The sequence below is a fragment of the Paenarthrobacter nitroguajacolicus genome (genome assembly GCF_031455195.1).
Taxonomy (GTDB): domain Bacteria; phylum Actinomycetota; class Actinomycetes; order Actinomycetales; family Micrococcaceae; genus Arthrobacter; species Arthrobacter nitroguajacolicus_D.
This window is the reverse complement of sequence record NZ_JAVDSH010000012.1, coordinates 38,453-50,400: the sequence shown is the minus strand read 5'-3', so window position 1 is coordinate 50,400 and position 11,948 is coordinate 38,453. Positions and strand designations below refer to the sequence as shown.

7 protein-coding genes are annotated in these 11,948 nt (G+C 65.7%); 5 read left to right on the top strand and 2 right to left on the bottom strand.

Features of this window, described 5'->3' with window-relative positions:
• The first annotated feature begins 13 nt into the window (after nucleotides 1–13).
• The 3 genes from cydB to J2Y68_RS20170 are packed head-to-tail and all read left to right on the top strand — an operon-like array spanning nucleotide 14 to nucleotide 5,542.
• Complete coding sequence (gene cydB, locus J2Y68_RS20180) at nucleotides 14–1,111, top strand: cytochrome d ubiquinol oxidase subunit II (protein ID WP_309996268.1); 1,098 nt, start codon at nucleotides 14–16, stop codon at nucleotides 1,109–1,111.
• Nucleotides 1,112–1,117: 6 nt separating this feature from the next.
• Nucleotides 1,118–4,522: a thiol reductant ABC exporter subunit CydD gene (gene cydD / locus J2Y68_RS20175; protein WP_309996265.1), complete on the top strand. Its 3,405-nt coding sequence runs from the start codon at nucleotides 1,118–1,120 to the stop codon at nucleotides 4,520–4,522.
• Nucleotides 4,523–4,531: 9 nt separating this feature from the next.
• Nucleotides 4,532–5,542: a GNAT family N-acetyltransferase gene (locus J2Y68_RS20170; RefSeq protein WP_309996262.1), complete on the top strand. Its 1,011-nt coding sequence runs from the start codon at nucleotides 4,532–4,534 to the stop codon at nucleotides 5,540–5,542.
• Here the strand turns inward: J2Y68_RS20170 and J2Y68_RS20165 are convergent.
• Nucleotides 5,539–6,057 (bottom strand): DinB family protein, encoded by a 519-nt coding sequence (locus tag J2Y68_RS20165; RefSeq protein WP_309996259.1) that lies wholly within the window; start codon nucleotides 6,055–6,057, stop codon nucleotides 5,539–5,541. The two genes, J2Y68_RS20170 and J2Y68_RS20165, sit on opposite strands and share 4 nt — an antisense overlap.
• A gap of 128 nt (nucleotides 6,058–6,185) precedes the next feature.
• On the opposite strand from J2Y68_RS20165, the gene J2Y68_RS20160 reads away from it, so the two are divergent.
• Nucleotides 6,186–6,569, top strand: coding sequence for a VOC family protein (locus tag J2Y68_RS20160; RefSeq protein ID WP_309996255.1), 384 nt, complete (start codon nucleotides 6,186–6,188; stop codon nucleotides 6,567–6,569).
• Between the two features lie 81 nt (nucleotides 6,570–6,650).
• Here J2Y68_RS20160 and J2Y68_RS20155 read toward each other — a convergent pair whose 3' ends face one another.
• Nucleotides 6,651–9,167, bottom strand: coding sequence for a DNA gyrase/topoisomerase IV subunit A (locus J2Y68_RS20155; RefSeq protein WP_309996252.1), 2,517 nt, complete (start codon nucleotides 9,165–9,167; stop codon nucleotides 6,651–6,653).
• 55 nt (nucleotides 9,168–9,222) lie between these two features.
• Between J2Y68_RS20155 and J2Y68_RS20150 the strand changes: the two genes are divergently transcribed.
• Nucleotides 9,223–11,910 carry a bifunctional acetate--CoA ligase family protein/GNAT family N-acetyltransferase gene (locus J2Y68_RS20150; protein ID WP_309996250.1) on the top strand — a complete coding sequence of 896 codons (2,688 nt, stop codon included), beginning with the start codon at nucleotides 9,223–9,225 and terminating at the stop codon, nucleotides 11,908–11,910.
• Nucleotides 11,911–11,948 lie beyond the last annotated feature (38 nt).

Here is an 11,948-nt window from a genome sequence, read left to right as displayed (position 1 = left end):
AGGGAAACTGACAATGGAACTGTTGCCAACTATCTGGTTCGTGGCTATCGCCGTTCTGTGGACCGGCTACCTCTTCCTGGAGGGCTTCGACCTCGGCGTCGGCATGCTCATGAAGCTGTTCGCACGCAACAACATCGACCGCCGCGTTCTGTTGAACACGATTGGTCCGGTGTGGGACGGCAATGAGGTGTGGCTGCTCACTGCGGCCGGTGCAACCTTCGCTGCATTCCCCCTCTGGTACGCATCCTTGTTCTCGGCGTTGTACCTGCCGTTGCTGTGCGTCCTCGCGGCTCTGATCTTCCGTGCGGTCGCCTTCGAGTACCGGGGCAAGGTTGACTCCGTCCGTTGGCGCAACCGCTGGGACTGGGCCATCGCCGTCGGCTCCTTCGTTGCCGCCTTTGGTATCGGCGCCGCCTTGGCGCTGACAACAACGGGCCTGCCGTTGAACGACAACGGGGACCGCGTGGGTGGCCCCATGTCCTGGTTCAGCGGGTATGCGCTCCTCGGCGGGTTCGGTGTTGTGGCGTTCGCCCTGGTTCACGCCCTGGCCTTCCTGGCGCTGAAGACCGACGGCGATGTGCGGCACCGGGCGCGCCGCTGGTTTGTGCGGCTGGTCCCGGTGGCGGTGCTGCCGATGTTCGGCTGGATGCTGGCGGTGCAGTTCCTGAGCGGGAAGCCGTGGACCTGGGCCCTGGTGGCAGCTGCGGTGGTTGCCGTAGTCCTGGCTTGGCAGCTGGCGCGGGCCGGATCTGAAGGCCGCGCATTTAGTGCCCTCGGCGCTTTCATTGTCTGCGCCACAGCTTCGATCTTTGGTGCGGCGTTCCCGGTGGTCATTCCTTCCACGATCGATCCGGCCTTCAACCTGACCATCTCCAACGCTTCGTCCTCGGACTACACACTGGGCCTGATGAGCATTGTTGCCGCCGTCGGGCTGCCGCTGGTGATTGCCTACCAATCCTGGACGTACTGGGTATTCCGGCGGCGGGTCAGTGCAGCGCACATCCCCGAAGCGCATGGGTTCCTGCCGGCGATCGCCGCGAAGGTCCTGGTTTCTAGGGAACCGGGAGCAGCCGGTAACCAGTCTGACAAGCCAACGCGCCCAGGAGCCTGAACGCCGATGAAACCCGTGTTCCCTTCCGGCCCGGCTACCCGCTCCGCCCTCTATACGATCGGCCTGCTGTCCGCCCTCAAGGCATTGTCCCTGGTGCTGATGGCGCAGGCGGTGGCGGTGATGCTGGCAGGGCTGGCCGCCGGGTCGGGGGATTGGAACAGCGGACTGGTCTGGGGTGCTGTGGGAGCTGTCCTGCGGTCGCTGACTGTGTGGGGCCAGGGGATTGCCTCCCGCCGGGCCGCCCTGGGCGTCAAGGAGGAGTTGCGCGCCGGGCTGCTGCGGCGGTCACTTGCTGACGGTGCTGCTTCACCGGTAGGGGGTATGAACGACGGCGGCCTGGCGATCCTCACGACGCGCGGCTTGGACGCGCTGGATGACTACTACACGCAATACTTGCCCGCCTTGGTGAACTGTGCAACGGTGCCGTTGCTGATCGGTGCCCGTATCCTGTTCGCCGACTGGGTCAGCGCAGTGGTGATCGTCCTGACCGTTCCCTTGGTTCCGTTGTTCATGGTCCTGATCGGCCGGCACACCGAGGACAGTGTCCGCGACGCGCAGACCACCCTGCGGAAGCTCTCCGGGCACATTCTTGAGCTCGCCAAGGGCCTGCCGGTCCTGGTGGGCCTGGGCCGAGCCAGCGAGCAACGCGCAGCCCTGGAGGATATTTCCGAGCAATACCGCAGTCGAACCATGGGCACCCTCCGAACCGCATTCCTTTCGGCGCTTGCCTTGGAGCTCATAGCCACGATCTCCGTAGCTGTTGTTGCGGTGTTCATCGGTGTCAGGCTCGTCGCTGGGGACATGGCGCTGGAAGCAGGGCTGTTGGCATTGATCCTTGCCCCTGACTGCTACCTGCCTCTCCGGGAACTGGGTACCGCCCACCACGCCAGCGACGACGGCCGCGCCGCCCTCGAAACCACCAAGGCGGTGCTGGGAGCACCCACGCACCAGCAACTGCAATCAAGCCCCGGGACGCCAGGGCAGGCCGACACCGTGGTGACTGATCTTTCGGTGACGTACAACGGCAGGTCCGCGGCCGCCGTCGGGCCCCTCAGCTTTACCGCGAAACAGGGCAACATCACCGCCCTGGACGGGGACAGCGGGACCGGAAAGAGCACCGTCCTTGCTGTCCTGGCCGGGCTCATCGGGCCGGGAACGGGTACAGCGGTCACCGGGCATGTCAGGGGCGCAGGACAAGGGACTGTGGCATGGGTGCCACAGCATCCTGTCATGGCAGCTGAAACGGTCCAGCAGGAAATTGAGCTCTACCTGGACGGATACGACGGCAACACCGCCGAAGCTGCCGCACGTGTCCTGAAAAAGACCTCAGCAGACCACCTGGCAGCCAAGCACCCCGCTGAGCTGAGCCCAGGCGAACTTCGCCGTGTGGCACTGGCCCGCGGGCTGGCGCGCGTGGAAGCCGGGGCCAGCCTGTTGCTGCTCGACGAGCCCACCGCCCACCTGGACCACTACTCCGCCAGCGTGGTGCGGAATGCCATGGAATCACTCCGCGGCTCAGTCACGGTGATCCTGGTGGCCCACGACGCCGCCACACGGGCGCTCGCCGACCACCTTGTGCCCTTGGGGCGCAAGCACCCGTACCCGGCACCACCGATCCGGGAGGACGCCGTGCGGCCCGCCGGGCGCCACACGGAAGCCACCCCTGCGAATAACTCCGCAGGCCAGGACGGCCTCGTGCCGGCCGCCCACCGGTCCGGAAGCCTTCAACGCCTGCTCGGCGTCCTGAAACCCGTCCGCTGGAAGTTCGCCGCCGCTGGGGTCGTCGCAGTCTTGGCCGCCTTGTTCGCCGTAGCACTGTCCGGGCTGTCCGGATGGCTGATTATCAGGGCCAGCGAGCAGCCGCCCATCCTCTACCTGCTCGGCGCGATAGTGGGTGTCAGGTTTTTCGGTATTGGAAGGGCAGTCCTGCGGTACTGCGAGCGCCTGCTGACCCACGATGCCGTGTTCGCCGCCATGACCCGCCTCCGGGGCGCACTCTGGGCAACACTGAGCCGGAGGGCACTCTCCCTTCGTCGGCTCCTCCAAGGCGGCAACGTGTTGGGGTCCATCGTGGACGACGTCGACACCCTCCGCGACCTCCTGCCTCGCGTTGCACTGCCTCCGGCCACCGCCGCAGGAGTCAGCGGAGCTGCCATCATCGCCACCACCCTCGTCATGCCCGCAGCAGTGCCCGCCGTGGTGCTTGCCTCGGTCATCGGCTTGGCTATTGCTCCGCTGCTTGCCGTCCTGGCCGACAGGAACGCCGCAAAATCAGAACAGCAGGTGCGCTCCGTGGTGCTGAAGGGTGTCGCTGCGGCGCTGGACGCACGGGCTGACCTGGCTGCCAACGGAGTGGGGGAGCCCGTGCTCCAGGACCTCCGCAGCAAGGACCGCGCGGCCACCGTCTCCGCCCAGCGCTCGGCATGGGCCGAAGGGCTCGGGCAAGCCGTGATCGTCCTGGCGTGCTCGCTGGCAGCCCTGTGGGCGGGTGTCCTCAGTGCTCCCTCGGTAGCCAACGGCTCCGCAGCACCCGAACTCGTAGCCGTGATCGTCCTGATGCTGCTGGCGCTGGTGGAACCCTTCGGGGGCATCGTGTCCGCGGTGCGCCAAGCCCCCGCGCTCGCAGCCGTCCTGGGTCGGGTGGCTGCTTCCGGAGCCTTGGACGCCGCGAACGCTTCGGAAGACCCCGACGGCGGCCTCCGGCCGCTTCCTGACTGCGCTGGCAAAGCGGGACTGGAGTTGAGGGGAGCTGCCGCGGCATGGCCTGGAGGTCCGAACGTGTTCGCAGGCCTCACTGCGGAAGCGGTACCCGGTCGCTGGCTGTCCGTTACAGGACCTTCCGGCGCAGGAAAATCCACGCTCCTGTCGGTGCTGCTGGGCTTCCTCCCATTGATGCAGGGAACGGCGAAACTGACGGGCACGGCAGCGTGGTGCCCGCAGGAGGCGCACCTCTTCGACTCCACCATCCGTGGGAACCTCCTGCTGAGCCGGCCCGCGTCAGCCAAACCCACTGAGGCGGACATGCACAAGGCGCTGGCGGACGTTGGATTGGATGTTCTGGTTGAGTCATTGCCGGGCGGGCTGGACGCCCGGATTGGACCTGGCGGGTCCTTCCTCAGCGGCGGGGAACGGCAGCGGCTCGCGATGGCCAGGACTCTTCTCACCGGTGCCTCCGTTTTGCTCCTGGACGAGCCCACCGCCCACCTGGATGCCGGCTCGGCCCGGGAAATGATGGCCATCCTCCGCAAGGGACTCAAGGACGTCACAGTGGTCCTTGTCACCCACAATCCCGAGGATATCGATCCGGCGGACGCGCGCCTGGAACTGGGTGCGGCGGGAACTGCTGCGCCCACTGGCGCGGCGCCCGGCGTGGGCGCGGCGGAGCTGGTGGGAAGGGCTACTCCTCAGTAGCCTGTTGGCATGCCTTTCGAAGCAGCAAGCCAAGCCATGCCCGACGTCGTCGTGACGGGCCTCCAGTGGCGGCCGGCGTCCATGGGGGACCTGGACAACTGGGCCGGACTGATCGCCAGGACGGCCGCCGTCGAACGTCCCGCCTGGTATGAAAAGCGCGGCGACCTGGTCCATGTCCTCGAGTCCAGCAAGAATCCGCCGCAAGCCAGCACGCTGCTGGGCTTCGACGCCGACGGGGTGGCACGGGCCTATGGGCGCATCACCAAGAACCCGGACGGCGACAAAGCCACAGGGATGGCATGCGTTGACCCGGAGTGGCAGCAGCGCGGTATTGGCTCTGCCGTGCTGGTGTGGCAGGAAGAGCAAGTGCGGAGGCGCTTCGACGACGATCAGGCAGCGGGGCACACAACGGCCCCGCCCCGGTTGCGCATCCAAACCGAAGAGCAGCACGAGCACCAGGCCGCGCTCCTGATGGGACACGGCTACGGAGCAGTGCGCTGGTTCAACGAGATGCACCGGCCGCTATCCACGGAACTGCCCCACGCTCCCCTCGGTGGGGGACTTGAACTGCGGACACTGGAACCATCCCTGTTCGAACCAGTACGGCAGGCCCACAACGATGCCTTCCGGGACCATTGGGGAAGCGAACCCAGGGACGAGGAGTCGTGGCGGTTCACTATCGGGGAGCCCACAGCGCGGCATGATCTCAGCACCGTGGTGCTCGACCAGGCCACGGGTGACGTTGTGGGTTACCAACTGGCCAGCCACGACCCGGACGCGGCACGTGACCGCGGTTTCAAGGAGGGCTACACCGAGCTCCTGGGCGTCCGACGTGCCTATCGGGGCAGGGGAATCGCCCAGGCCCTCCTGGCAGACGCCATGAGCCGATACTCGCAGGCCGGGATGGACGTCGCCTCCCTTGACGTGGACTCGGCCAACCCCACCGGCGCCTTGGAGCTCTATCTTGGCATGGGCTACCAGCCGGTTAACCGCAGCATGACGTGGGAGAAAATGCTCTAGCCGTCCACGTCGTGCAGGTGGTGGACGACGTCATGAAGGAAGTACTGCGAGAACGTCAGCACGGTGAAGGCTGAGCCGTTGCTGCGCGTTCCTGTCCGCTCCCAGTCTTCCTCCCGGACCCGGGCAAAGGACTCGGCGATGGTGGCGCCCTCGGCTTGCAGTTCGTCGGCCACCGTCCGGGGGTCCGCGGAGCCGTACTCGCCGTCGATGGCTGCCTGGTCCTGGTCCCAGTTGGCGAACTGGGCATCCTCTTCGGCCAGCATCAGGTTCAACCGCTGGTCGAACAGGCTAAAGACGTCGCGCACATGGCACGCATACTCCAAGGTGGACCATGTGTGGTCGTTGGGCCGTACCGCAACATCCTCGCGGCGCAGGACGGCCCGCCACCGCGGCAGCATGTTCAGGACAGTGCCCGGCACGGTCGATGGGGTCACCGTGGCGGAGTCGAAACCGCACTCGGGGCAGGGCTCTGAGAGCACCCAGGTCCAGTCTTTTTCATCAGGGATGATCGGCATGTCGCCAGTCTAAGCCGAACTGCCCCGGCCTCCCCGCCAACGCCGAAAAACGGTGCCTGTTCCCAATTACTTCCCATCACGGCGAGGAGTAAAGTTCGTTCCGGGAGGAGAGCCGGAAAGAGAAAATCATGCTCAAGGATCAGCAGGTTGGTGCCGTCCTACCGGCACAGGACATAGCCCGGGCCCGCGCTTACTATAGCGAGAAACTGGGACTGGAACCGGAGAACCCCGACGCCAATGACAACCTCCAGTACAGGTGCGGAAACGGAACAGGGTTCTTCATTTACCAGACGTCCAATGCGGGGACGGCAAAGAACACCCAAATAGGCTGGATGGTGGATGATGTCGCTGCCACCGTTGCGGAGCTGCGGGACAAAGGAGTGAAGTTCGAGGACTACGATTTCCCCGGACTGAAAACCGAGAACGGCATTGCCACGATGCCGGACGGGGAGAAAGCAGCATGGTTCCTGGACAGTGAAGGCAACATTCTGAGCCTCAACCAGGGCATCTGAACGTTCCCTGGCTTCACTGCATAGGAAAGGCGACAGGGCCGGCGGTTGTGACCGCCGGCCCTGCTTTTCGCCATCAACACGTTATTCGGCGGCTTCAGTCCACGCCATGCTGGGCCCGATTGCTTCCACAGGCTGCGACAACGGAACCCCGGATCCGTCCCTGCGTCCATGCTCGTGGGGCAATGCCCTGGCCACGCCGGCTGCGGAGGACGCCTTGGCCGGACCGTGCCCTGCCCACGCCAGGAGCAGCGTGTCTTCGCCCTTGAGGAAGCGGTGGACGCGCACGCCACCGGTGGCGCGGCCCTTCGCCGGATACTCGTCGAACGCCGTCACCTTGGCAGTTCCCGGTGCCGTCCCCGGCAATGCGCCGTTCGTGCCGGCTATGGTCACCACGACGGCGGCAGGATCGTTGGCGCGCACGGCGCTGAAATGGATGACTTCGTCGCCCGCGGCCAGCTTGATCCCGGCCATGCCGCCTGCTGTCCGTCCCTGTGGGCGGACGTTGGAGGCACTGAACCGCAGAAGTTGGGCCTGCCTGGTCACGAAGACGAGATCGACGTCTTCCTCCTGCGCCGGTTCCACGGCGAGTACCGAGTCCTTGTCCTTGAGGGCGATGATTTCCCAATCCTCGCGGTTAAGCGGGTAGTCGGGCTGGACGCGTTTCACGACGCCCTGGGCGGTTCCGATCGCCAGGACGGAATCCAAGGGCACGAAGGCAACCAGGGTCTCGCCCTTTGTCAAGGTGATGAAGTCCTTTGCGGGCACGCCCCCTGCCAGGTTGGGGAGGCCGGAGACCGGCGGCAGGGCAGGCATGTCCATCACCTGCAGCCGGAGCATCCGGCCCTGGGAAGTGACGGCACCGATTTCGCCGCGGGCGGTGGTCTTCACGACCGAACGGAACACATCGTGCTTGGCCCGTGGTCCGGCTTCCGCCAACGGTTCCTGGTTGGAGGTCCTGGCGATCTGGCCGGAGACACTGAGCAAAGCCCAGCAGGGGTCATCCGGGATCTCCAGTGGAAGTGCCGCACCCTTGCCCTTGGGTCCCGGTGCCGCGGCCGCGAGTGCGGCGGCCACTGTGGGCGAGACAGCTTCGGATTCAAGGAGTACTGTGCGCCGGGGAGTGCCGTACTTCTCGGCGATCACTCCGAGCTCGCCGGACACAAGGTCCCTGAGCAGCTCGTCGGAGGCGAGGATGGCCTCGAGTGCTTCGATTTCGCGGCGCAGTTCGTCCTGTTCCTTCTCCAGTTCCAGCCGTGAGTACTTGGTCAGCTGACGCAGGCGAAGTTCCAGGATGTAGTTCGCCTGGATCTCGGTGAGGTCGTAAATGGACATCAGCCGCTCACGCGCAGCCGAAGCCTCATCGGAGGAACGGATGATCTGGATGACCTCGTCGATATCCACGATCGCGATCAACAGGCCCTCCACCAGGTGGAGGCGGTCCTTCTTCTTGCCCAGGCGGAACGAGGTCCGGCGGCGCACTACATTCAGGCGGTGCTCAACGTACACCTGGAGCAACTGCAGCAGGCCAAGCGTCTGCGGCTGGCCGTCCACCAGGGTCACGTTGTTGATGCCGAAGGAATCTTCCATGGGCGAATAGCGGTACAGCTGCTGGAGGACGGCGTTGGGGTTGAAGCCGTTCTTCAACTCGATGACCAGCCGGAGGCCGTGGTTCCGGTCCGTCAGGTCCACCACATCGCTGATGCCCGTCAACTTCTTGGCGTTGACGGCGTCCTTGATCTTCTCGATGACCTTTTCCGGGCCCACCATGTACGGGAGCTCGGTGACCACAAGCCCGGTGCGGCGGGCGGAGAGCTGTTCCACTTCCACCTTGGCGCGGGTCTTGAAGGAACCCCGCCCCGTTGCGTAGGCGTCGCGGATTCCGTCCAGGCCCACGATCCGGCCGCCGGTGGGGAGGTCGGGTCCGGGGACGAACCGCATGATGTCCTCGAGTGTGGCATCGGGGTTGGCAATCAGGTGTCGTGCTGCGGCGATGACCTCCACCAGGTTGTGTGGCGCCATGTTGGTGGCCATGCCTACAGCGATACCGGTGGTGCCGTTGACCAGCAGGTTGGGGAACGCTGCCGGGAGGACGTCCGGCTGCGTCAACTGGTTGTCGTAGTTGGGGACGAAGTCCACCACGTCTTCGTCGAGGTGGTCGGTCATGGTCAGCGCAGCGGCCGCGAGCCGGGCCTCGGTGTAACGCGGGGCGGCCGGACCGTCGTCGAGCGAGCCGAAGTTGCCGTGACCATCGATCAGTGGCAGGCGGAGGGAGAAGTCCTGGGCCATGCGCACCATGGCGTCGTAGATCGCCGCGTCGCCGTGCGGGTGGAGCTTACCCATGACTTCGCCCACCACGCGTGCGCTCTTGACGTGGCCGCGGTCAGGGCGCAAACCCATGTCCGCCATCATGTAGAGGATGCGCCGTTGAACAGGCTTCAGTCCGTCGCGTGCGTCGGGGAGGGCGCGCGAATAAATCACCGAGTAGGCGTACTCCAGGAAGGAGCCTTCCATCTCGGAAGTGACGTCGATATCGACGATGTTCTCGGTGAAATCGCCGAGGGGCTCGGCTTTGCGTGCGGAAGATTGGCTGCGGGCCATGGGGTCGGTAAATCCTTGAAAGTTGTACTGCGGATGTTTTAGCTAGGCTAAGCCTATGGTGGATCAGCCCGGCGTCGGCATTTATCCGGAATATTGGGAGGCCGATGTCGTGCTGCGCGACGGCGGTACAGCCCACCTGCGGCCGATACGGCCCGAGGACGCCGATGCGCTGCAGGCATTCCACGCCGGCCAGTCCCAGGCTTCCATCTACATGCGGTTCTTCTCCTTCAAGCCAAGGCTCTCCGGCAAGGAAGTGCGGCGGTTCACCGAAGTGGACCACATCAACCGGGTGGCGTTCGTGATCACCATCGGTGGCGAGATCATGGGCATTGGCCGGTACGACCGGCTGGACGATCCGCTGGAAGCCGAAGTCGCCTTCAACATTTCCGACGCACACCAGGGCCGGGGCATTGGTTCGATTCTCCTGGAGCACCTGGCCGTAGCCGCCCGCGAGAACGGCATCCGCCGCTTCACCGCCGAGGTCCTCCCGGACAACCGGAAGATGCTCATGGTGTTCGCGGACGCAGGCTACGACCTCAAACGGCAATTCGACGACGGCGTCGTCAGCGTTGAGTTCAACATCGACCCCACAGAGAAATCCCGCGCCGTCATGGAGTCACGGGAGCACCGCGCAGAGGCACGCAGCGTACGCGACCTGTTGTCGCCGTCGTCCGTTGCTGTTATCGGTGCCAGCCGCAAGTGGGGGACGGTGGGCTACCAACTGCTGGAACACATCATTGAAGGCGGCTTCACAGGCCCGGTGTACGCCGTCAACCCGGAAGCCCTGGAACTGGCCGGCATGATGTCCTACGCCAAATTGTCCGAGATCCCTGACCCGGTGCAGCTTGCCATCATCGCCGTCCCCTACGACGAAGTGCCCAAGGTGGTTGACGACTGCGCTGCAGCGGGTGTGAAGGGCATCGTGGTGGCAACGGCCGGGTTCGCCGACGACGGCGAACGCGGGCTCCTCCGCCAGCACGAGTTGGTACGGCGCGCCCGGGCCAATGGCATGCGCGTCATCGGCCCGGAGTCCCTCGGGATCCTGAACACCCACCCTTCCGTGTCGCTGAACGCTTCCATGGCACCCACCATGCCGCCCAGGGGCAGCCTAGGCCTGTTCAGCCAATCGGCGGCCGTCGGAGTGGCCGTCTACGCGGCAGCCAGCCGCCGTCGGCTCGGGTTGTCCTCCTTCCTCTCCGCCGGCAACCGTGCCGACGTTTCAGGCAACGACGCCATGCAATATTGGGAGGACGACGCCGATACCTCCGCCGTAGGCCTCTACCTGGAATCCATTGGCAACCCCCGAAAGTTCTCCCGACTGGCGCGGCGCTTGTCCCGCAGCAAGCCTGTCATCGTGGCCAAGTCCGATGTCACCGGGCTCAGCCTGCCACCGGGCCACGAGGTCCGGACCACCCAGGCACCAGGCGCCGCGGTGGACGCCATGATGCGGCAGGCCGGCGTCATCCGTGTCGAGACCATCGAACAGCTCATGGATATCGCGCAGATCGTGTCCACGCAGGCACTGCCCAAAGGTCCGGGCCTTGCCGTCTACTCGAATTCGGTCGCGCTGGGCAAAGTGGTGGCCGACACCGCGGTTCCGCTCGGCCTCGACGTCAACCGCCTGGTGACGGATGTGGATCTCGACGCCGGCATGTCGCTGGCTTTGCCCGCCCTGCGGGCCAGCCTCCAGGAGAGCCTCGCGGACGAATCCGTGCACGCCGTCGTCGCGGCCCTCCTCCCCGCGCGCGGCCTCACCGTGGAGGCTTTGGCGGGCGTACTTGCCGAATGCAGCGCCGAGGCGGGCAAACCAGTGGTGGCCGCCTTCACCGGGATCCTGGATTTTTCGGTTCATGTGGAGGGCATGGTGGGCCTGTCAGGCAAACCCGCGCTGCCTTGCTACTCCAATGCCGGTGCGGCCGTTGCCGCCCTGGCGGCGATCGTCCGGTACGCGCAATGGCGTGACCGGGACCAGGGACTTTTTGTCGAACCGGAGGGCTGCGACGTCGACGGCACCCACGAGACCCTGGCGGCGATGCTCGCGGGCGTGACCGGCGAGAAGCTGAAGAAGCTCGACGCCGGTGCTGCTGCGGCGTTGCTGGGCGGCTACGGAATTGAGGTGGTCCCCACCTTCGGCTTTGCTACGCCGGATGAGGCCGTGGCCGCCGCGGACAAAGCCGGATGGCCCGTGGTCCTGAAGACCACAGATCCTGCCCTTCGGCACCGGCTGGACCTGGGCGGCGTCCGGCTGGACATCCAGGACCCTGAATCCCTGCGGCAAAACATCGCGCAGATGCGCCGGGCACTCGAACCCTACGGATCGCCGGCGCTGGAAGTTCAGGCCATGGCCCCGGTGGGCCAGGCGTGCACTTTCCGCGCCATGGAAGACCCCCTGCTTGGCCCGGTGCTCTCCTTTGGACTGGCTGGCGACGCCGTGAACCTGCTGGACGATTGGGCGCACAGGGTGCCCCCTCTGTCCGCGGCGGACCTGCATGACGTGATCCGTTCACCACGCGCGTCCCGGAAGCTCTTCGGCTACCAGGGGCTGCCGGCTGTGGACGTTGAAGCGTTGGAGGACGTCGCCGCCCGACTGGCAAAGCTAAAGGATGACCATCCGGGCATTGCGCTGGTTGAGTTCAATCCGGTGCTTGCCGGACCGGCAGGGGCCACGATACTGGCTGCCGACGTGTGGATAGGCAACGCGGCCCAGCGCACGGACAGTGCCCGGCGGGCCATGCGCGGTTAGCCACAGCAACGGCCATCGCGGTTAGGAAGTCACCAAGC